Origin of the sequence: Pseudomonas sp. ADAK21, assembly GCF_012935735.1 — a bacterium.
Classification (GTDB): domain Bacteria; phylum Pseudomonadota; class Gammaproteobacteria; order Pseudomonadales; family Pseudomonadaceae; genus Aquipseudomonas; species Aquipseudomonas proteolytica.
The window spans coordinates 4,822,092-4,843,106 of sequence record NZ_CP052857.1 but is presented as its reverse complement, the minus strand read 5'-3'; the positions used below and the strand labels follow the sequence as shown (position 1 = coordinate 4,843,106).

Here is a 21,015-nt window from a genome sequence, read left to right as displayed (position 1 = left end):
ATGAAAATATTAGATGAGGTCTTGATAAAAAACACCATCAGTATGGAAGAGGCGATTGACGTACTTCGTGAAAACTATCGTCAATACAACAGCTCAAACGACAGTAACCCAACACGAACTATCGTGAGAGTCCAGGAGAAACATGCAACGTTTGGGGTAATGCCCTACTACTCTCATTCTCACAATCTATTTATGGTCAAGATTGTTTCTCATCATTTGCTCAACAAAGCCCATGGACGAACATCTATAAGTGGAGTGATCGTTATACAGGATGGCGCTACAGGGCAGATAAAAGCCCAAATGGATGCAGCAGCCATTACCGCGCTACGCACAGGCGCCACTGCAGGATTGGCGACTGATTTGCTGGCAATGGCCCACTCTAAAAAAGTTGCCGTCATCGGCGCAGGTGCTCAGGCAATGGCCGTATTTGAGGCTGTATTGAGCGTCAGAAAGATAAACCAGGTGGCCGTATGCTCTACAAGCAGGGCAAGCACAGAGCGTTTTATAGCTGACGCAAAAAATCGGTTCTTACGTGAAATTGAATACATCAGCCATCATAGCGCCCGCCAGGCAGTCTCAGGCGCCGACATCATCTGCACGGCGACCACCTGCGCAGCCCCTTTGTTCTCCGCCTGCGACGTAGTAAAGGGGGCCCATATAAACGCGGTAGGCAAGCACACACTGGTGTCGCGTGAGTTCCCGTTGGAGCTTCTGCATCGAGCTATCTTACTGGTGGAGGATAGAAAAGCTGCAATTGAAGAGGCTGGGGATTATCACCAAAACTCAACATCCATTGTTGACATGCTGAACAGCCAGTATGCAGCTCACCAAGGCGAGACCACGATTTTTTCTTCGGTAGGGACGGCTTTTCAGGACGCGTGCATCTGCATCGCAATCCTGAAGAAGTTAAAGCTGGTAAGCGAAGTTTGAAGATATTACGAGGCTCCTAATCGGCATGCCAGTGCCTTAGCCTGGATTGCCACATCCGTCACCGCCGTGCTTTCCCACCACATGCCGCGCAGCGGTGGGCCCATGGCGAAGAGTCGCTCACTGGCCACGCCCTGTGCGTCCAGCACCGCACCCGATGCATCCGCCGCAATCCCCAGCGCCAGTGGCCCAGGCTGGATCAAGCCTCGCGCCAACAGCTGCTGGGGCAGCGGGCGGGCCACACGGCGCCAGTCGTATTCGATCCCGCTGGAGTTGATCAGCGCTGCACCACTGACCTGCGTGGTGTGTTGCTCGCCACGCCGGCGCAGGCGCAGGGTTACTTCGCCGTTTAGCGTGGGCTCCAGGCCCTGGAACGATGCCGCCTGGATCCGCAGGCGCCCTTGCTTGTGCAGCCGCGCCACCAGCTCGGCGCTCAGCGGCGGCGAGCGATGGTGATGGCTCTCCCACCAGGGCCGAACATGGCGCACGAACTGGCGTTTCTGGCGTTCGCTGGCCTGGCTCCACAAACGGCCGATATGGGCGCGCACGGTATCCAATGGCGCTTGCCAGTCAATGCCCAGTGCCTGGGCTCCCTGGCATTGGCGGCGCACTTCCCGCAGCAATTGCAGCGGGCTGCGCAGGCTGTGATCTTCAGCGAGAAAATCCGGCCAGGTCGGTGGTTGCCGGCGCACATGGGGCAGCAGGCCATGGCGCGAAAAAATCTCGATCGGCCCACGATGACCGGCCTGCTCCAGGGACACCACGGCATCGACCATGGTCAAGCCGGAACCAATGATCAGCACCGTGGAGTGTGGGTCCAGTTGGGTCATGCCGCGCACGTCCCACGGGTCTACCGCCGCCGCATTCAGGCCGCTGGACTGGGTTTGTGGTGTGCGCGCCGCCGGGAACATGCCGGTGGCCAGTACCGCCTGGGCGCCCTGCAGTTGCTGGCCGTCATCCAGGGTCAGGAGTACACCGCCCGGCGCCACCTGCAGGTCGACTACCTCGGCGCGAACATGCTCCAGCGTCGACGCAGACCCCGCCCGAGCCTCTGCCAGGCGCTGTTGCGCGTACAGGCCGAAGATCCCCCGGGGTGGGAACAGCTCGCCCACGGGCACGTGCTGCTGGTCCGACTCCGGCCAGCCGCCGGCAGCAATGTAGTCGGTCAACCACTGGGTCAAGTCATCGGCGTTGTCCGGGTCTACGCTCATGCGCGCGGCATTGCCATTGAGCGTGTGCCCCAGCTCCACCGCGCTATAGGCTTCACCCCGCCCAAGTTCCGTGCGCGGCTCGATCACCAGGATCTGCCGTGTGCCAGGCAAACGCAGCAACTGCACGGCCAGCATGGTGCCGCTCAGCCCCCCTCCGATGATCAGCACATCCGCGTTGCGGATGGCCTTTGTCGCCTGTCCGCGTTCGGTTTCACTCATGAAAATGCGCCCTTACTGTTTGCCCGGATGAATATCATGCCAATTGCTTCGCGCCCAAAATCCGGCACGTCGCCGTGTGACGCATTGCCCGATCATGCACTATCGCGTTTCAGTTCATCCAGCCATTGGGCGCCTTGGCGCACACTGGAGGCCTTGGCCGCTGTTGAGCCATTGTTCGAGTAACACCGCCAGGCCACCTTGCCAGCGCGTGCCCTCCTCGCTCCATAACGCGGTTTCGCCGGCGGGTTGCCACCAGCGATTCAGGCGCTGTAGCGGCTCCACCGGGCCGAGCAATCGAGTGAAAGCGACCACCTCACTACCCGGTACTTGCTGGTCGCTGATCAATACCTGCGGTACGGCGCTGCTGCCCACGACCGTGAGCCAATGCTGCAGCTGCTGGCAGTCCGGGACATACGCATGGGTTGGGCGCAGCCGCCAGATTTGCCCGTGCAGCGCACTGGGCTCAAGGGTGTCAGCCAGCGTCAACACCTGCCCGCCAGTGGCCTCGGCCGCCAGGGCCAGCAGCAACAGATTGGGCTCAAAGGCCCCAGTCACCAGCAGCCGCGAGTATTGGCCAAACCCGTGCTGGCGCAAACCATCGGCCAGGCGTTCGACATCACGCAAGGCGTCGATCCAGCGCCAGGCATACCACCGGCCATGACGCTTGTGGCGCAACGCGCAGTGCAACGGGCGGAACTGGGCCCAGTGCTGCAATTGCTCCAAGGCCTCGGGCAAGCCGGCGACCCACTCGGCGGGCCAGTTCACATCCTGCGCTGGTTTGAGTGTATGCACGCTCATAGGGGACTGCTCCTCTCGTTGGAATGCGCGTGCGGTGGTCCGTGCTCCGCGTTCTTCAGTAGCCAGACCTGCCCCGTTGCAGATGTTGCGCCAAGATTGAAAAGCCCAATAAAACCGCGCATTCAGAGGGCCCCGTGAACATTTCACACCTGGGGAAACCAGCAAACTGTTGATTGACTGTTGGCTGGCGAACAGCGGCAGAGCAACGCGCAAGCGCCGTGCACTTTCTCGATTGCGATGAAACTGTTAGCGCCATTAGTGGGTTTTTCCATACGCCGGGAACGCACACCATAAGCCGCAACGCGCCTTTGCCTGCTGATTCCCGGAGTTTTTCATGCACCTCAAGCACCGCTTTATCTGGTCGATCCTGGCCTTGACGATTGCCAGCAACAGCCATGCAGCCCAGAGCCAGCCGTTGCCCAGCGAACAAACCGTTGGCGCCATCGAGCAGGTATTCGCTTTCCACGACGCCATGCCCACTGGCATCAGCGTTGCCGAGAACGGGCGGATTTTTGTCAACTTTCCACGTTGGGGCGATGCCGTGCCGTTTACCGTCGGTGAGCTGCGTGAAGGCAAGGTCGTGCCCTACCCTGACCTGGCCCTGAACCAGGCCGACCCGAAGGACCCGGCCAAGGGTTTTATCAGCGTGCAGAGTGTGGTGGCCGATGGTCGCGGGCGTATCTGGATATTGGATACCGCCGCCCCCGGCTTCGCATCACCAACGCCGGGCGGCGCCAAGCTGGTGGCGGTCGATCTGGCCAGCAATAAAGTGGTCAAGACCCTGGTCTTCCCGAAAAACGTGATGCTGCCCAGCACCTACGTCAATGACATGCGCTTTGATTTCCGGGTGGGCAATGAAGGGGTGATCTATATCACCGACTCCTCCCTCAGCGGTCCGGGGGCGATCATCGTCATGGACATTGCCAGCGGCACCGCCATACGCCGACTCAGTGGCGCCCCGTCGACCTCGGTAGACCCCAACTTCGTGCCCAAGGTCGAAGGCCAGGTCTTGCAGGTGCGCAACGCCGACGGCAGCACCCGGCCATTTGCGGTTGCCTCCGATGGCATCGCCCTGTCGGCTGACGGCCAGACGCTGTACTTCTGCCCGCTGTCCAGCCGCCATCTGTACTCGGTGCCAACTGCGCTGCTGCGTGATCCTTCGGTCAGCGAAGCGCGGCTCGATATGGCGGTCAAGGACCTTGGGGAAAAAGGCGCCTCCGATGGCCTCGAAGCCGACGCCGCCGGCGCCCTGTATGCCGGCGACTACGAACACAACAGCGTGCGCAAACGCCTGGCAGATGGGCAGTGGCAAACCATCGTCCACGACCCACGCGTGCTTTGGCCTGACACCCTATCCATCGGACCGGATGGCTACCTGTACTTCATGGCCAACCAGCTGCATCGCCAGGGCATTTTTCACGCGGGCAAGGATCTGCGCCAGAAACCCTACAGCCTGCTGCGGGTGAAGATTGATGCAGCGCCGGCGCCCACGCGCTAGACCGCGGATCTGTCCTGTTCATGCGTCCCACGCCGCTCAATCATCGTGAAGGAACAACCATGGGTAAAACCACACCAAGGCGTCCGGGTAAAAAGCTGCCTGTGACCCATCAAGACTTCGCCCGGGCCAATATCGCCAACGGCTCACGGCGGGTACGGCTGGGTGTCACGGACCTGTCGTTCCACCGCGCCACGGCCGCGGTAGTCGCCCAGGTCATGCAGCACATGGGCCTGACCGTGGAGCGCCAATATGCCCTGCACGAGGACAACTTCAAGCGATTGCGCGAAGGCGCGATCGACATGATTGCCTCGGCCTGGATTCCGTTCAGCCACGGCATCTACAAGCAGACCGTCGATGCGGTGACGCCCACCCGTGAACTGGGCCTGCATTACGAGCCCTATGCATTGTGGGGTGTACCTGACTACGTGAGCGAACAGGAGGTGGCCTCCATTGACGACCTGCTCAAGCCAGCAGTGCGCGCCCGGATGCACCCGCTGATCCAGGGCATCGGACCTGGGGCGGGGATTACCCGGTTCTCGTTGAAGATCATGGATGAGTACGGCTTGAACCGCGCCGGGTACCAGTTCCGCACCGGCTCCCAGGATGACTGCATTGACGCCTTTGAAGCCCTGTACCGCCAGCAGCGCTGGGGCGTCGTGCCGCTGTGGCATCCGCAGTTCCTGCATCACCGCTATCGCATCCGCGATCTCAGCGACCCCAAGGGTTTGCTCGGCAGCGTCGACCGGGCCGTGCTGCTGGCTCGCGAGGATCGCCTGGCGCTACTGACAACCGCCGAGATCCAGGTGCTGGACAACATTCGCCTGTCGAACGCCATCGTTGCCGAGCTCGACGACGCCTTCAATCGCGGCGAACAGTCGGCTGACGAAGCGGCAAGCGACTGGCTGGCAAGGCACCCGGAAACGTTGCGCCGCTGGTTGGCACCGCTGGCCTGAACAGGTGTACGGGACAACCACATGGGTTACAAAAAAGTGCATTCACATAGGTGACACTTTGATTGAGACATAACCGTTCTTTGCATCTCTCGCATTCACATGGCCCAAGATCACCGGACCGAAGATTACATTCCATACCCCATCACCAATCATCTCCATTCCGATGGTCTGGTGACGAAGTAAATTGCCGATATAAACCCGCATGCCTCCTCGATTGATGATTCCGCTACTGTCGGCCAGGTAACTCTCAATATGGCTCGCATAGGTCATTTCCGGTAGCTTCTCCGGGTACATTCGAGTTGAAGGCGTATAGCAAGCGGCAGGCGTTTTCTGGCCAAGCGCCTCGTGCCCACGCTCGTAATTATAGTGCTGCAGGAAGCGATCAAAGTGGCGCTGCTGGGCTTCCCAGGCAATTGCCGACGGGTGAGGTAACGTGCTTTTCAGCGTTCGGTGCATACGCTCATGCCGCCCATTCTGATCTGGGCGACCTGGCTCGATCCGCTCAGGAATGATCCCAAGTCTCATCCACCAGATCGACAGCTGTGACAACCCCGCTCGACTGGTGCTGGCAAACGGTATGCCGTTGTCGGTACGAATGCGCTCTGGCAGGCCGTATTCGCGAAAAACCCTTTCGAAGGTTTGCTGGGTTTCCTTCAGATTGGTGCTGCTCATGCTCTGGCACGCCAGCAAAAACCGGCTGGCATGATCCATGATCGTCAGCGGATAACACCAAATCCCTGCTCCGGTCAGGTATTGGCCTTTGTAATCAGCGCTGAATAACTGGTTGGGATTTTCTGCCTTGCGTAAAGGCTTGGGATACACAGCCACCCGTCGGCGCAATGGCTTGGGGGTAATCAAATCAGCTGCCTTGAGAATGTTGTAAATGGTCGTCTTCGAGGGCGGATCCTGATCTGGGAAACGCTGGATGAGACTATTCTGAATCTTTTTCGGGCCGGGAATCGTCTCGCCACTTAAGCGAAATTCAACGATTGCCTGTTTCACAGCCAAGGGCACCACGTAGGTTTGGTTGTGGCGGCAGCGGCTACGCTCATCAAGCCCACTCGGGCCCTCTGCCTCGTAACGCCTGATCCACTTATACCCAGTCTTGCGGCTGACCTCATAGTCCCGGCACAGCTGGCTAAGGCTGTGCTTCTGGGACAGGTAATCGGCAATGAACAGTACTTTAAGGTCCATAGGTTTCAGCTCTTTCCAGGGCATGGTCAGATCCTCGCGAAATCGACCCTGCCAGTTAAAAACTGTTACCTATGTGCGTGAACTGATTTGTAACCCATGTGGGTGAGTCATACCACAGGCGCGTCTTTAAACGTATTTGAAGATTTCTGAAAAAGCGGACCCGTCCATCCCCCACCAAAAGGCTGGACGGGACATCCGCGCCGCGCACCTGCGGCAACGCACCCAAGGCTTCAACTAACCAAGAACGGGGACTCAATGATGGACATGGTCACACTTTCCAAACGCCGTTACACCGCCAAACTCTTCGACGCTTCACGCAAGATTCCCAAAGCCACCCTGGAGCCGTTGCTGGAGCAACTGCGCAACAGCCCCTCGTCGGTCAACTCGCAACCCTGGCACTTTGTGGTCGCAGAAAGTGAGCATGCCAAAGCACGTATTGCCAAAAGTGCCGAAGGTGCCTTTGGCTTCAACCAGGCAAAAATCCTCGACGCCTCCCATGTGCTGGTGCTGTGTACCCGAACCCAGATGACCGAGGAGTACCTGCAGGCCCTGCTCAGCCAAGAGGCCAGCGATGGACGCTTTCACGACGAGCAAGCCAAGGCAGGCCAGGACAGAGGGCGGCACAATTTTGTCAACTTGCATCGCTATGACCTCAAGGACGTCCAGCACTGGATGGAGAAACAAACTTATCTGGCCCTGGGCACCCTGTTGCTGGGGGCTGCAGCCCTGGACCTTGATGCAACGCCCATGGAAGGTTTCGACAGCAAGGTGTTGGATATCGAACTGGGTTTGCGTGAGCGCGGGTTTACCAGTTCAGTGGTGGTAAGCCTGGGATATCGCAGCAACGAAGACTTCAACGCCCGCCTGGCAAAATCCCGGTTGCCTGCCCAGGTTCTGTTCGACTTTATCTGATCGCGGTGGCAACCAGCCGGCCAAGCGCATATTCCTGTGGGAGCGGGCTTGCCCGCGATTGTGGTGTGCCTGACCCACCGCTATCGCGGGCAAGCCCGCTCCTACAAGGGATAGGCTACGACTTTATCGTCATTATCAATGCTGGATCACCGCCTTGAGCACGGTCTTGAAGGTCTCCAACTGTTCATCGCTGAATTGGCTGAAGACCTTGTCCTGCTGCTCACGGGCGATGGTCCACAGCGACTCGGTTTCGTCGATGCCCTTGGTGGTCAGTTTGACCCGCTCCTGATCATCGCGTACCAAGGCCTTGCGCTTGAGGTTGTTGACCGCCTCTTCGATCTCGCGCGCCGGCATTGCTACTTCGCGCTGCAGCTCGGCCAGGCTCAGGCCGGCGTCGTTCTCCAGCACCATCAGCATCCGGGCTTCGCTGGTGCGCAGGCCCGTAGATAATTGACGCGGTTGGTAGCTGGCCTGATAGGCCCGCAGCGCCTGGGTCATCAGGTAGTACAGGTTATGGCTCAGGCGGCCCTGGAAATGGCTGCTCGGTGGCTGGCCTTCCTCGCGCTGGGTCATGCGGGTGTGCGGCAGCACCATGGAATAGGCGCCCTGGTGATACAGCAATGGCGAACGACCGCAGTCGTCGAAGGCAACCACTTTGCCAATCATGATCCAGTGGTCCCCCCCGTCGACCTGCTGGAACTTCTCACACTCAAAACGTGCCGAGCAGTCGGCCAGAATCGGTGCCCCGCCCTCGCCGGCCTGGTACTCGACTTCGGCAAACCGGTCTTCCTTGGGCCGGGCGAAGTTGTTGGACAGGTCGATCTGATCGGCGGCCAGCACGTTCACCGCAAAGTGGCTGGCCGTCTCGAACACTGCATGGCTGGTCGAGCGTTTGTCGATGCTCCACAGAATCAGCGGCGGGTCCAGGGACACCGAGTTGAAGCTATTGGCAGTCACCCCGACCTTGCGCCCGTGGGCATCAGCTGCGGTCACCACCGTGACACCGGTGGCGAAATTGCCCAGGGCGCGGCGAAATGCGCGGGTATCGAATGCGGTGCTTGGGTTTTCAGTAGACATGCAAGGCTCCCGGGCAGGCCGATGGCCCTGCCCTGATTGTTCTTATAGGTAAAGAGTGGTGGGTCAGACCATTGCCGGGTCCGGCTCCAGGCCCATCAGTTCACGTCCCAGGATCTGTGCGCAAACGTCGTAGTCGGTATAGGCATGCGCCCCAGTGAGGTGAGCGTCGCGGAACAGACGTTGCAGCTCGTTGGTTTCAAACCAGGCGCCGCCGCCCGCCGCTTCCATCAAGCGATCCACCGCCTGGATGCACATTTTGGTGGCATAGCCCTGGTTGGTCCGCCAGAACGCCAGGGTGCCGCGGCTGGGGTATTCATGGCGTTCGCTGTGCTCGGCGATGTCGTCCCAGCTCTTTTCCAGCAACGCCCGCGCGGCGGCCACCTGGTGGGTGGATTCGGCCAGGCGCATCAGCGCCGGTGTCGCAGCGCCGACTGCCGCACCGGTGTAGGCCCGTACGCGGTTTTTGGTTTTTTCACGGAAGACGTCGAGCATACGCTCGGCAATCCCCAGGCTGACGGTGGAGAAGCCGCTGGCAAAGTACGGACGGTACGGCGCGAAGAAAATCTTGCTGTCGGGGTACAGGCCAAAGCCCGCCGACTTGCCTTCCATCATGTCCTTGGCCTTCTGGATGCGGTGCTCGGGGACGAAGGCCTGGTCGACGATCAAGGTCTTGCTGCCACTGCCGCGCATGCCCACGGCAAACCAGTCGTCACGAATCGTGTAGTCACTGCGCGGCAGCACGGCGAAGCAATAATCCTGCGTGCCTTCGGCGTTTTTGCGGCGAAAGCCCATGATCGCCCATTCGGCGTGATCGCAGCCTGAGCTCCAGCCCATCTCGCCGCTGAAGGTCACGCCACCGGGCACTTCTTCGGTACGCCCGAACGGCGCGATGCTGCTGCTGGCGGTGGCGTCCGGGTCAGTGCCCCAGACCTCGTCCTGCAGCTTTGACGGGAACATTGCCATCTGATGGCTGTGAGTACACAGCAGGCTCATGGCCCAAGCGGTACTTGCGCACGAGCCCGCCAACAGGGCGATGCACTGGGCAAATTGCGGCAGGGAGATTTCCATGCCGCCGTATTTCTTCGGCAAGAACGCGCGGTGCATACCGATGCCCTTGAGCAACGCGATGTTCTCGGCAGGCACGCTACGGTCTTGCTCGGCGGCGAAGGCATTGGCAGCAATGGTGGGCAGGACTGACTTGAGGTCTTCGAGCAGAGGGTTTGGCTTTTTCATGGGTTGTCTCTTTATTATTGGATATCCCCATTCCTGGTGCGTCTGCGCCCTGTTCAAGCCAAAGGCAGGATAAAACAACCGGGAACGTTCGTAATGACGCGACCAGTATGTGGCGCTTGGTCGCAGCGCAAAATGCACGTTCCAAATGGAAGATTGTACTTTCCATTGCCCACAAAAAAGCCGCCGCAGAAACTGCGACGGCTCGGCCGAGGTGGAACAAGATCCAATGGGCGCTGCTTGCCTGCGATAGCTGTGTGTACCTGCCGGAAAAGTAGCGCCTGAACCACCGCTATCGCGGGCAAGCCCGCTCCCACACTTGACCGGGTTGGAACGGGATCAGTGTGGGAGCTGGCTTGCCTGCGATAGCGTCGTGTGCCTCAGCGATAGCGCTCAAGCCAGTGCGCATAAGGCGCCGGCAGGGTCCAGGAGGCCTTGTCCACGCCCAGTTCCTTGGCGGCGAAGTACGCCCAGTGCGGGTCGGCCAGGTGTGCGCGGCCCACGGAAACCAGGTCCAGATGACCGGCCTGCAGTGCCCCTTCGGCCAGTTGCGGCGTGCCGAAACCCCAGGCCGAGGTGACCGGCAGAGCGGCTTCACGACGTACACGCTCGGCAATCGGCCCCATGAACGCCGGACCCCAAGGGATATTGGTGTCGGGGATGGTGAAGCCAACGCTCACGCTCAACAAATCCAAACCGCCGTCCTTGAAGCGACGGGCCAGTTCAATGGATTCCTCCAGGGTCTGTTCGTCACGCCCGTCATATTCGATAACACCGAAACGCGCGGTCAGCGGCAGGTTTTCCGGCCAGACTTCACGCACGGCGGCCAGGGTTTCCAGGAGGAAGCGGCTGCGGTTGTCGAAGCTGCCACCGTAGGCATCGGTGCGCTGGTTGGAGTGTTCGGAGAAAAAGCTCTGGCCCAGGTAACCGTGGGCGAAATGCAGTTCGATCCACTCAAAGCCAGCGTCGCGGGCACGGCGTGCGGCATCGACAAAGTCCTGCTGTACCCGGGCGATATCTTCCAGGGTCATGGCCTGGGGGACTTTCGGCAGGTTCGCACCAAACGAGATCGCCGAGGGTGCCAGGGTTTGCCAGCCTCGGGCGTCGCCGGCGGGGATATGGTCGTCGCCTTCCCATGGGCGGTTGGAACTGGCCTTGCGCCCGGCGTGGGCGATCTGGATGCCGGGCACCGAGCCTGCTGCCTTGATCGCTTGCACCATGGGTACGAAGGCTTGCGCATGGGCATCGCTCCAGATACCGGTACAACCGGGAGTGATCCGGCCTTCAGGGGCCACGGCGGTCGCCTCGACCACCACCAGGCCGGCGCCACCACGGGCCAGGCTGGCGAGGTGGACGTGATGCCAGTCATTGACCATGCCGTCTTCGGCCATGTATTGGCACATCGGCGGAATAGCGATGCGATTGCGCAACGTAACGTCTTTGAGCGTAAAGGGTTCGAACAATGCAGCCATGGGAATGCTCCTGAAACGAGGGTAACGTTTGATTCGATAGTTCGATCTTAATCGAACTATGGTAATCAATGCTAGCCCTGTTATCATTCGTTTCATGCGAGCCTTTAAACATCCCTCCTCTGAAGAATTGACCCTCGAACGCCTGCTCTACGCGTTGAGCGACCCCGTGCGCCTGGACATCGTGCGTTGCCTGGCCGAGGTGGAAGAAGCCAGTTGTGGCGAGTTGGACGGCGGGCGTCCAAAGTCCAGCATGTCCCACCACTTCCGGGTTTTACGGGATGCGGGGTTGGTGCATACGCGCAGCGTTGGCACCACCCATATGAACTCCTTGCGGGCCGATGTGTTGGCCGTGCGGTTTCCTGGATTGCTGGAGTGCATTCTGTCCCAGCAGTGAGGAAATCAGGCGCCCTTCCGGGCGCCCTTCCGGGCGCCATCGCCGGCCAGCCGGCGCCTTCGGGTCAGTAGAAATACGCCAGGCGAAACTGCAGCGAATTATCGATCTTCACCCCTTCACGCACTGATGTGTCATGCATCAGTTGCCCCAATACCTGCACCTGTTTGCCCAGCATCGTGGCCACGGTAAAGCCCACCGTGCCATTGCTGCGGCTGGTGGCCAGGGTTTCATGGTCCAGCGTCTCGCGGGCGCCCCAATTGTGGCGATAGGAGACCGCCGCGTAAGTCTCTGGTGTGAAGTTGTAGCGCAGGTGGTTGTGCAGTTGCAGCAGCGGATCTTTCTTGGCATCGGTGGCGCGCTGTTCGCCGTAGAACTCCGTCTCGGCAATCACATCCCAGGTGATTTTGTCGGTCAGCCCCTTGATATAACCCACCTGGAAATCCACGGCCCAGCGGTTGCTGCTCAGGGCAAACCCCTGGTTCTTGTCACTGCCCGTGGGCGCGGTGACAAACGCCGACCAACCCAGATGCTCGTTGTTGGCCAGATCCGCAATGGTCCACACCGTGCCGCCAAACGTGATGTCGCCCAACCCCGAGTTCTTGCTGTCGCTGGCACCGATCTTCTGGTAGCCGAAAGGAATGACAATCTGCGGATCCCATGTCAGGCCGGTATTGAAGAACTCGGTGAAGTGGATCAGGCGCAACACGCCAACGGTCATGTCCAGGTCAAGGTTGTCGGCGACTTTCTTGCCGCCGGAGTAGACCTTGTCGCCCCGCGGGTTCTGCTGGTACAGCACCACCACATCGGTGCCCTGGGGCAAGGCCGTGTAGTCGCCGGGGTCGGGTTTGACGTCGGCATGGGCCAAAGGCGCCAGGCTGGCGAAAAGTGTGCCGAGGGTCAACGTGCTCAGTGTTTTCATGGCGAGTCCATCTTATTGTTATTGGAGGCAAAGCTTCGCCATGACGACTCCATGGGAAGTCGCCAGGCGCAGGTTTCAACGAGGGGTCAGTGGTGCGTCTTGAGATCGGCCTGCAAGTCCTGGGTCCGCTTGACCAGGTATTGGCGCAGCAGCTCCATGTCTTCGCGCTGCAGAATGTCAGAGAAGTTGGGCATGCCTTTATTGATCAACGCACCGCTGACATAGGCTGGAAATGCCGCGTGCTTGTTGTCGTCCAGATAGCGCAGGTCTGGCACCACCCCACCGCTGATCGCGTTCAAGCCATGGCAACCGGCGCACAGGCCGTTGAACATGTCACGCGCCTGGGCCAGTTGCCCGGGTGTCGCCGTGAGTACTTGGCGAGTGGTCGGCAGCACAGGCGCAGCCTTGGGCGGTGGCAGCTCGCCGGTGGCGCCGAGCTTGAAGGCAATCACCCGCGACTCGGCCCGTACCTTGCCCTTGTTGGTCAGCGGTCCGGTCAACAGCGGCAGGATCCCGCCCCACCCCACCGAAAACGCCACGTACTGCTCGCCGTTGACCGTATAAGTGACCGGTCCCGCCATCACGCCGGAATTGGCCCGGTGCTCCCACAGTGGCTTGCCGGTATCGGCACGGTAGGCCACCACCCGCCCGTCGGCGGTGCCCTGGAACACCAGATTGCCGGCGGTGGCGAGGGTGCCGCCGTTGCCGGCACTGACGTAGGGTTGTTTCCACGCGGCTTTCTGCGTCACCGGGTCCCAGGCGATCAACTCACCGCTCCAGGCATCACGGATCTGGTTGAGCACTTTCGGGTCTTCCGGCAGGTCCGGCACATCCAGGCCAAAGTTGACCACCGATTTGTTCGGCAGGAACTGCGGGGCCGTGGCCGCCTTCAATTCGGCCAGGGTGTACTGCGCCGGTATGTACACGTAACCGGTCTTCGGGCTGTAGGACATGGGGTGCCAGTTGTGCCCACCGAGGAAACTCGGCTGCACCACCTTCGGCTCCTTGGAATAGTCCGCCGCGCCGGTGAGGATCGGCCGCCCGGTCTGCAGGTCGATGCCACTGGCCCAGTTCACTGGCACGAAGTTGTTCGCTGACAGCAGTTTGCCGTTGGTGCGATCAAGGACGTAGAAGAAGCCGTTTTTCGGCGCCTGCATGATGACCTTGCGCACGCTGCCATCAATCTTGATATCGGCGAGAATCATGTGCTGGGTCGCGGTGAAGTCCCACTGGTCCTGTGGCGTGACCTGGTAGTGCCAGACGTATTCGCCGGTGTCCGGGCGCAGCGCGAGGATCGACGACACATACAGGTTGTCGCCCTTGCCATTGCTGCGGAACCGGTAATTCCACGGCGAGCCGTTGCCGGTGCCCACGTAGAGCAGGTCCAGTTGCGGGTCGTAGGCCATCGAGTCCCACACGGTGCCACCGCCGCCCCACTTGACCCAGCCGTCGCCATCCCAGGTTTTCATGGCCTTGGCCATCGCGGCGTTTTCCGCTGGCAGCTTGGGGTCGCCCGGCACGGTGTAGAAGCGCCACACTTGCTTGCCGGTGTCGGCATCGTAGGCGGTGACGTAACCGCGCACTCCGAATTCGGCGCCGCCGTTGCCGATCAACACCTTGCCCTTGACGATGCGTGGCGCACCGGTGATGGAGTAGCTTTTGCTGCGGTCAATGATCGTGTCCACGCTCCACACCGGCTGGCCAGTGCCCGCATCCAGCGCAATCAGGCGCCCATCAAAACTGCCCACGTAGACTTTGCCCTGCCACACCGCCACGCCGCGATTGACCGGGCCGCAGCAGCCCTGGCTGAGGTTTTCGGCGGGCACTTTCGGGTCGTATTTCCACAGCAACTCGCCGGTGGCCGCATTGATCGCATAGACGATGCTGAAGGCGCCCGTGGTGTACATCACCCCGTCGACCACCAGCGGCGTGGCTTCGGTGCCGCTGTCGATATCCAGCTTGGTGGTCCAGGCCATGCCCAACTGGCCGACGTTGCCGGCATTCACGCGGTCCAGGGGGCTGTAGCGTTGCTCATCGTAGGTGCGGCCGTGGCTCATCCAGTTACCGGGCTCCTGGTCGGCGGCGATGATTCGCGCCCCATCGACCTGGGCCGGCCCGGCCAAGGCGAGCGAAGCGCACGCGGCCATCAGCAGAGGCGTGCCCAACAGCAGGCTCCGTGTATTCATTGTTATTGTTCTCCAACATTAATCGGTTCTGGCCACGCTATTAGAGGGCCTGCCACGCGCGACCACTTGACTGAGGCTGCCAAAGCCCTTGGCATTCCCTGCCAAAGCGCTGCCTAAACCGGCTGCTGGCGAAAGTCCCGGGGCGCATGTTGGAAGTGCCGCTTGAAGGCCCGACTGAAATGCGCCGCGTCGACAAAGCCCCATTTGAAGGCGATCTGGGTGATCGACTCATGCCGCAAATCCCGAGCGCGCAGGTCCTGTGCCACCCGTTCCAGACGGCGCTGCTGGATATAACGCGCGATGCTTTCATGACGTTGCTCGAACAGCCGGTATAGCTGGCGCACCGAGACATTCAGGTGCCGCGCCAGGTACTCGGGGCCAAGGTCGGTTTCTTGCAGGGAAGCTTCCACCAGGCGCGTGGCCAGGCCGTAGATATCGTCCTGCCCCACGCAGGCAAAACCCGGCTGGCCTTCGGCACGCGCGTCCAGGCCGGCAGCCGCCAGGCCGATCATGGCTTGCTCCACGGCCGGGCCATCGTTCTCGCCGCCATAGCCCTCACTCAGTTGCGCATCCTCCAGGGAGCGCACCAGTGCACGGATCATATGGGTGGCGACGCTATTGCGCGCCAGCTTGCCAAACAAGCGCTGCTGGCCGAACTGGCGGGTAACCTCGGCGCGTGACAGGTGCACCGAGGTATTCTGCACCAGCCCCTGGGGCTCGATCTCGAAGGCCTGGGCCGAGTCCACCAGGGCGATATCGTCCGGCCCCAGTTCGATCACCCGGTGCTGCTGACGGATGCGCTGGTGCCCACTGCCCTGCAGGATCAGAAAGCAGTGGCGGTCATCGTCGCCATCGCCGTGGGTGTGATCGCGGCTGATCAGCCCGGCATTGGTGCGGATATGGGCCAACTCAAGGCCACACACATCCTGGCCATGGACGCTGCCGATAAACAGGCTGTGTCGATCTGAGCGCGCGGTGCTGAAATTGCCGCATACCGCACGCAAGTCACGATTCCAGTTGGCGAACTCAACGCAAGGGTTCAACAAGGCAGGCATACCCCCTCCCACAGACCATTTATAGTTATATTGTTAACATATTATCTATATAGGGTCAGCGCAAGCGTGGTAAGGCGCTGCTAATCATTCCGGCCCGTGATCAACGCACTGATCGCCTGGGCATTCACCGGCACGCTGAGGTAGAAGCCCTGCGCCTCATCGCACTGCACATCCTTCAGTGCCTTGAGCTGGTCGAGGGTTTCCACGCCTTCGGCGGTCACCGTCAGCGAGAGCGCGCGGCCCAGGCCGACGATCGCCTGGATGATCGACTGATCGCCGCCGCTGGCGGTCAGCCCACCGACAAAGCTGCGGTCGATCTTCAGCCCGTCGAAGGGGAATGAGCGCAGATAACTCAACGATGAATAGCCGGTGCCAAAGTCATCCATCAGCAAGCGCACGCCCAGGGCCTTGAGGCCTTGCATGGTGTCCAAGGCGATTTTCTCGTCGTTGAGCATCACACTTTCGGTCAACTCCAGCTCCAGTCGCGCCGGGTTCAAACCCGTCTCGACCAGCACTGCTTTGACCCGCGCCACCAGGTGTCCGCGCTGGAACTCGGTAGAGGACAGGTTGACCGAAATCATCACATCCTCAGGCCAGCCAGCGGCCGCCTGACAGGCCGCGTACAGTACCCAATTGCTCAACGGCAGGATCAACCCGGTTTCTTCGGCGATGGGGATAAACACGTCAGGGCCCAGCAGCCCGCGCCGCGGATGTTCCCAACGCACCAAGGCCTCGGCGCCGGCCAGGCGCTTGCCTTCGATGCGGTAGCGCGGCTGGAAATCCAGGCGCAGCTCACCGTTCTTGATGGCATGGCGCAAATCGGCTTCAAGCTGGCGCCGCTCAATGATCCGCGCGTTCATATCCCCCGCATAAAAACGCCAGGTATTGCGCCCGCTTTCCTTGGCTTCGTAGAGCGCAATATCGGCATAGCGCAGCAGGTCTTCGGCCAGGGTCGCATCCACCGGCGCCATGGCAATACCAATGCTGGCGCTGATGAATACTTCATGTTCAGTGATGTAAAACGGCTGCTCGATACAGTCGATCAGGCGCCGACACAGGCCTTCTACTTCCAACGGCGAACTCATGCCCGCCACCACCAACATAAACTCGTCGCCGCCAATGCGCGCGACCAGGTCGTCACCGCGCAGGCAACCCTGCAAGCGCCGCGACACCTGGTTGAGTACGTCATCGCCGGCGGCGTGCCCCAGCAGGTCATTGACCGGTTTGAAGCGATCGAGATCGATACTGAGCATGACCAGTGGCTGTTCCAGGGTCGGCACCGCCTTGAGCTTGCCCTCGAGGAATTCCTGCATGCGCGAGCGGTTGGCCAGCCCCGTCAAGGCATCGTGTTGCGACAGGTACTCAATGCGTCGCCGGGCCTGTACCTCTTCGGTGATGTCACTGGCGGTGCCCCGATAACCCTGCCCCGGTATCTCGCGCACCGACAATCGGCAGATCCGCGGCTCACCGTCACCCGACAGGTAGTTGCATTGCACGATGGCATTCGGGCGATGGGCGTGGTCCTTGAACCAACTGGACAGCAGGCCCTGATCCGAGGCCAATAGGTCATCCGCCGCCAGCCCCAGGCAGTTGGCGCCCTTGAGGCCGGTGATCATATCGAAACGCTCCGACAGGTAGGTGAAGCGCAAATGGGTGTCCAGCTCCCAGATCCAATCGGATGCCGCCTCGGCCACATCGCGAAAACGCGCCTCGCTGACCAGCAGCGCGGCACGACTGGCTTGCAGGGTGGCGTAGTTGCTGTCCATGATCCGCGCGGCGGCGGTGCTGCGGCGCTGGATCACCCAGGCCATCAGGGCGAAGATCAGCCCGGCGACCGTGACCAGGGGCACGACCAGCACCAGCAACTGGTGCCCCGGGTCATCCGAGTCCCATTGCACCACGCCGGCATTGTCCCTGAGGCTCAGGCTCGGGACGCCGGCCGGCGCCCCGCCAGGCGGGACGACCCGCAGGCCTTGCACGCCAAAGTCCTCGCCCAACGCGGCCAGACGTTGCGGCGTGAGCTTGGCAATGAAGATCAACACAGAGGCGGGCCCACTGTCGGCTTTCACGTCGGGGTCGGTGCCCGGCGTCAGCGCCGCAGCGGCCATCACGGCGGGCGTCCCGTCTGCCTGTATCAGCCGGCTCACCGATTGGCTGTTGACGGCGGCCTCCCTGGCCTGGGCCAGCAGTGGCTCGATCGGGATGTGCAACCAGTCCTGCACGGCCACGGTCTGCAACTGGCCATCAATCACCGAATACACCGTCCGGCCAGCAGGGTCGACAACAAAGACCCCCTGGAAGCCCAAGTCGGCAAATAGCGTCGAGCCCAGGTTCTGGCGGACAAACGCCCAATCCACATCCACCTGCTGATGCAGGTGGGTGTAGGCGTCCCCCCAAAATGCATAGTCCTTGACCGTAGCGCCGGCAACCCGCTCGACAGACAGCAAGGCGTTTTCGATATCGATCCGGCTGTGCTCGCCAGCATCGTGATTCAGGTGATCGGCAATCGAAACCAGCAGCACCCCGACCAACAGAAACATGGCCAGTAACAGCAGCGAACAGGCGAGCAGATAAGCCCGTGCGGTAGAGAGATTGGAAACTTTGCCTTCCAGCGACGACTTCGGATCAACGTTGAGCTTTTCCATAGCGCTCCAGGCGCCAAGGCGCCCTGACAACCCGCACCGAAAACCACACCACGCACACACAGCTGCGCGACTGCCTGCCCATAGAAGATAGACACTATTTCGCGATCCATCGAACGATCAGGGTTTACCCAGCACCTTACTGAAGCTTTGCGCGGCCGGTTGCAGCCAGCGCGCCTGCACCAACAGCGGGGTCACGGCGGCTCCCGGCTCGACCTGCCCGTCCACCTGCAACCGTTTTGCGGCGGCCTGGACCTTGAAATGGTGTTCGGCCGCTAATTGCACATCCGCCAGCAGCCGCAGGCCATCGCTGCACTGTAGTTCGATCCGGGCGTTGCCCAGCTTGACCAGCCACGGGCTCAACAGCGCAAGGTCGTGCCCCACCAACTGGCCTTCAGTGTTACGACAACTGGCCCCGGCGCCATTGACCTGCAATCGACCTTCCCAGCGACCGTCCAGCACGAACATCGGCGCCGGCAAGGTGTTGACCGCGCGCGGTGCCAGTTGCGCCTGCCACTTCCATGGCCAGCCTTGGATCGACAGCGCCCATATGCGCTGTTGAAAGCCCAGGTTCATCTGCGCCTTCCACGGCCGCAGGTGCCACTCCACCGGGCCCAGGGCGCCGACCCGCGCCGCGCGGCCATGCCATACGCTGCCCGCGACACCGCTGGGCTGCCAGCCCGCCGGCCAGGGTATTTGGCGGGCGACAAAGGTGGCTGGCAGTTCCAGCAGCAAGGTCAGGGCAAACACCAGAACGGCCCACGTGATAAGCGCGCGACTCATGGCCGCGCCGCCACTTCCAGGCTAAAGGCATACCTCTGGCCGCCCCCCTGTTCAAGGCTCCACTGCAGCGGCCGTGCCCCCTGCTCCTGCACGGTGCGCAGCAGTTGTTGCAGGGCCTGGGGCCCGGGCAGCTCGCCTTGCAATTGCCAGCGATCGCCCTGCTGTTCGACACGGGTCAACACCCATTGGCGCGACACCGCCAGCGCCTGCCATTGCTCGTTGGAAAACGCTGCGGGCGGTAGCAGCGCACTGGCTTGCTGCGCCAGTGCCTGCCACTGGCGCGCGTCCTGCCAGGCTGCCAACAGCGGCCGCGTCAGCAACACCAGCAGCAACAGCACAACGGTTGACCAGCCGGCCAGCAGGCTATAGCGGCGCTTGGGCGGCAGTTGGTTGAAGTGGGTCAGGTACGCTTGCATCCGGGCGTTCATGGTTGTTCTCCCAGATCAAAACTCAGGTGCAGTTGCCCGCCAGCGCCCTGTGCTTCATCCATCCATTGGGCACTCGCGAGTTGGGCAATGGCCTGCCATTCGGTCGGCTCCGGCCGGGGGCCATTGCCGCGCAGGCCGAGGCGCCAATGCTTGCCGTCAAACGCCATACTTGTCACCGACCAGCCAGGTTGCTGTTGCAACCAGGCCGAGAGTCCCTGCTCCAGGGCCACGATCTGTTGCTGGCGCACCTGCCACTCGTTCGCCGCGCCTTGCACCCGCGCCAACGCCGCACGGGCCTGTTGCGGGTTGCTGGCGGGCCCGGCCACCGCCTTGACCTGGGTTTTCCACACGTCGACCTGACGCACGCTCTGCAGCAGATACACCGCCCCCCAACAGGCCGCCAACACCATGCATCCCAGCAGCAAGTGGCGCTGCAAGCGGCTCATCATCGGCGCTCGCTGCGCGCGCACACGCGTCGGCCGCGAGCCTTCCAGCACACTGGGCAATTGCTCCAGGCGCGACAGCCGCGACGGCCAGTCGCCCGCAAGCGTCTGCGCAGGCAAGTCGCGCCAGGCCTGGGGCAAGCGCTCACCCAACGCCTGCGGCCACACCAACCATTGCCGGGAGTGGGCCTTCAGGCACAGCAGTTGTTCGCGCTGCCAACGCACCGCATGCCCCGGCTCGGCGTCTGGCAGCAACTGCAACTCCGCCCAGCCGTGGGTAATTTGCACGCCAAGTGCGGCACACTCGGCCAGCCATTGCTGCACCTGCTCGCGCTGCATCACCAATAGCTCCAACTGCCCAGCTTCGCGGGACAGGCAACTGACCAGTAACGCTTCGGCGGGCTGCTGCGCGTACTCTTCAAACAATTGCGGCCACTCATGGCGCTTGAGACCCGGCGGTGCCGGCAGGCAGAAATGGCTGCAGTCAAGCGCCGGGATAATCAAGGCGCCCGGCAGTTGCAGCAGTGCGGCCGGTGGCGGCCAGGCGCCGCTTGAGCAAGCCCGTTGCGCGCTGTAGTGCAGCCACTGCCAACGACCTTCGGCGAGGGTTGGCGGACGCATCAGCAACCATTCCCGGGGTTTGGCCCGCAGACGCTCAAACATACCGGTGCTCC

At 61.5% G+C, this 21,015-nt stretch carries 17 protein-coding genes and 1 pseudogene; 5 read left to right on the top strand and 13 right to left on the bottom strand.

The features are described 5' to 3' along the window. Positions 1–930, top strand: a complete 930-nt coding sequence (locus HKK57_RS21935) for an ornithine cyclodeaminase family protein (RefSeq protein ID WP_104912508.1) — start codon at positions 1–3, stop codon at positions 928–930. A 5-nt stretch (positions 931–935) separates the two neighbouring features. Here HKK57_RS21935 and HKK57_RS21930 read toward each other — a convergent pair whose 3' ends face one another. Both HKK57_RS21930 and HKK57_RS21925 read right to left on the bottom strand, forming a co-directional pair. Continuing rightward, positions 936–2,357 carry an FAD/NAD(P)-binding protein gene (locus HKK57_RS21930; protein WP_169390763.1) on the bottom strand — a complete coding sequence of 474 codons (1,422 nt, stop codon included), beginning with the start codon at positions 2,355–2,357 and terminating at the stop codon, positions 936–938. A gap of 147 nt (positions 2,358–2,504) precedes the next feature. Continuing rightward, positions 2,505–3,155, bottom strand: a pseudogene (locus tag HKK57_RS21925) (AMP-binding protein); the annotation flags it as partial. 334 nt (positions 3,156–3,489) lie between these two features. Between HKK57_RS21925 and HKK57_RS21920 the strand changes: the two are divergent. Both HKK57_RS21920 and HKK57_RS21915 read left to right on the top strand, forming a co-directional pair. Next, entirely contained in the window at positions 3,490–4,653 is a 1,164-nt protein-coding gene (locus HKK57_RS21920) for an L-dopachrome tautomerase-related protein (RefSeq protein ID WP_169390761.1), read from the top strand. 59 nt (positions 4,654–4,712) lie between these two features. After that, a complete protein-coding gene (locus HKK57_RS21915) occupies positions 4,713–5,606 on the top strand; it encodes a glycine betaine ABC transporter substrate-binding protein (protein ID WP_169390760.1) in 894 nt (297 codons plus the stop codon). 42 nt (positions 5,607–5,648) lie between these two features. Here HKK57_RS21915 and HKK57_RS21910 read toward each other — a convergent pair whose 3' ends face one another. After that, positions 5,649–6,824, bottom strand: coding sequence for an integrase core domain-containing protein (locus HKK57_RS21910; RefSeq protein WP_169389806.1), 1,176 nt, complete (start codon positions 6,822–6,824; stop codon positions 5,649–5,651). A gap of 234 nt (positions 6,825–7,058) precedes the next feature. Between HKK57_RS21910 and HKK57_RS21905 the strand changes: the two genes are divergently transcribed. Further along, positions 7,059–7,712, top strand: coding sequence for an oxygen-insensitive NAD(P)H-dependent nitroreductase NfsB (locus tag HKK57_RS21905; protein ID WP_029291141.1), 654 nt, complete (start codon positions 7,059–7,061; stop codon positions 7,710–7,712). 135 nt (positions 7,713–7,847) lie between these two features. Here the strand turns inward: HKK57_RS21905 and HKK57_RS21900 are convergent, their stop codons facing one another. The 3 genes from HKK57_RS21900 to HKK57_RS21890 all read right to left on the bottom strand — a co-directional run bounded on the left by HKK57_RS21900 (position 7,848) and on the right by HKK57_RS21890 (position 11,491). Beyond that, the gene (locus HKK57_RS21900) at positions 7,848–8,789 is read right to left on the bottom strand and encodes a p-hydroxyphenylacetate 3-hydroxylase reductase component (RefSeq protein WP_070994197.1); all 942 of its coding nucleotides are present in this window, start codon (positions 8,787–8,789) and stop codon (positions 7,848–7,850) included. Between the two features lie 63 nt (positions 8,790–8,852). After that, on the bottom strand, positions 8,853–10,022 hold the full coding sequence (locus HKK57_RS21895; RefSeq protein ID WP_029291137.1) for a p-hydroxyphenylacetate 3-hydroxylase oxygenase component: 1,170 nt from the start codon (positions 10,020–10,022) through the stop codon (positions 8,853–8,855). A 377-nt stretch (positions 10,023–10,399) separates the two neighbouring features. Further along, positions 10,400–11,491 (bottom strand): NADH:flavin oxidoreductase/NADH oxidase, encoded by a 1,092-nt coding sequence (locus HKK57_RS21890; protein WP_169390759.1) that lies wholly within the window; start codon positions 11,489–11,491, stop codon positions 10,400–10,402. 58 nt (positions 11,492–11,549) lie between these two features. On the opposite strand from HKK57_RS21890, the gene HKK57_RS21885 reads away from it, so the two are divergent. Then, entirely contained in the window at positions 11,550–11,885 is a 336-nt protein-coding gene (locus HKK57_RS21885; RefSeq protein WP_169390758.1) for an ArsR/SmtB family transcription factor, read from the top strand. Positions 11,886–11,949: 64 nt separating this feature from the next. Here HKK57_RS21885 and HKK57_RS21880 read toward each other — a convergent pair whose 3' ends face one another. From HKK57_RS21880 to HKK57_RS21850, 7 genes are all read right to left on the bottom strand, one after another. Then, positions 11,950–12,804: a transporter gene (locus HKK57_RS21880; RefSeq protein WP_029291130.1), complete on the bottom strand. Its 855-nt coding sequence runs from the start codon at positions 12,802–12,804 to the stop codon at positions 11,950–11,952. An 86-nt stretch (positions 12,805–12,890) separates the two neighbouring features. Then, a complete protein-coding gene (locus HKK57_RS21875; RefSeq protein WP_169390757.1) occupies positions 12,891–14,990 on the bottom strand; it encodes a PQQ-dependent dehydrogenase, methanol/ethanol family in 2,100 nt (699 codons plus the stop codon). 113 nt (positions 14,991–15,103) lie between these two features. Next, on the bottom strand, positions 15,104–16,045 hold the full coding sequence (gene feaR / locus HKK57_RS21870) for a transcriptional regulator FeaR (protein ID WP_104912515.1): 942 nt from the start codon (positions 16,043–16,045) through the stop codon (positions 15,104–15,106). 80 nt (positions 16,046–16,125) lie between these two features. Further along, positions 16,126–18,690, bottom strand: a complete 2,565-nt coding sequence (locus HKK57_RS21865) for a bifunctional diguanylate cyclase/phosphodiesterase (protein WP_169390756.1) — start codon at positions 18,688–18,690, stop codon at positions 16,126–16,128. A gap of 117 nt (positions 18,691–18,807) precedes the next feature. Continuing rightward, positions 18,808–19,470, bottom strand: coding sequence for a type II secretion system protein N (gene gspN, locus HKK57_RS21860; RefSeq protein WP_169390755.1), 663 nt, complete (start codon positions 19,468–19,470; stop codon positions 18,808–18,810). Then, positions 19,467–19,898 (bottom strand): type II secretion system protein GspM, encoded by a 432-nt coding sequence (gene gspM / locus HKK57_RS21855; RefSeq protein WP_081041723.1) that lies wholly within the window; start codon positions 19,896–19,898, stop codon positions 19,467–19,469. The genes gspN and gspM overlap by 4 nt, the downstream gene beginning before the upstream one ends. After that, positions 19,895–21,004, bottom strand: coding sequence for a GspL/Epsl periplasmic domain-containing protein (locus HKK57_RS21850; RefSeq protein WP_169390754.1), 1,110 nt, complete (start codon positions 21,002–21,004; stop codon positions 19,895–19,897). Before HKK57_RS21850 ends, gspM begins: the two co-directional genes overlap by 4 nt. Between the last annotated feature and the right edge of the window lie 11 nt (positions 21,005–21,015).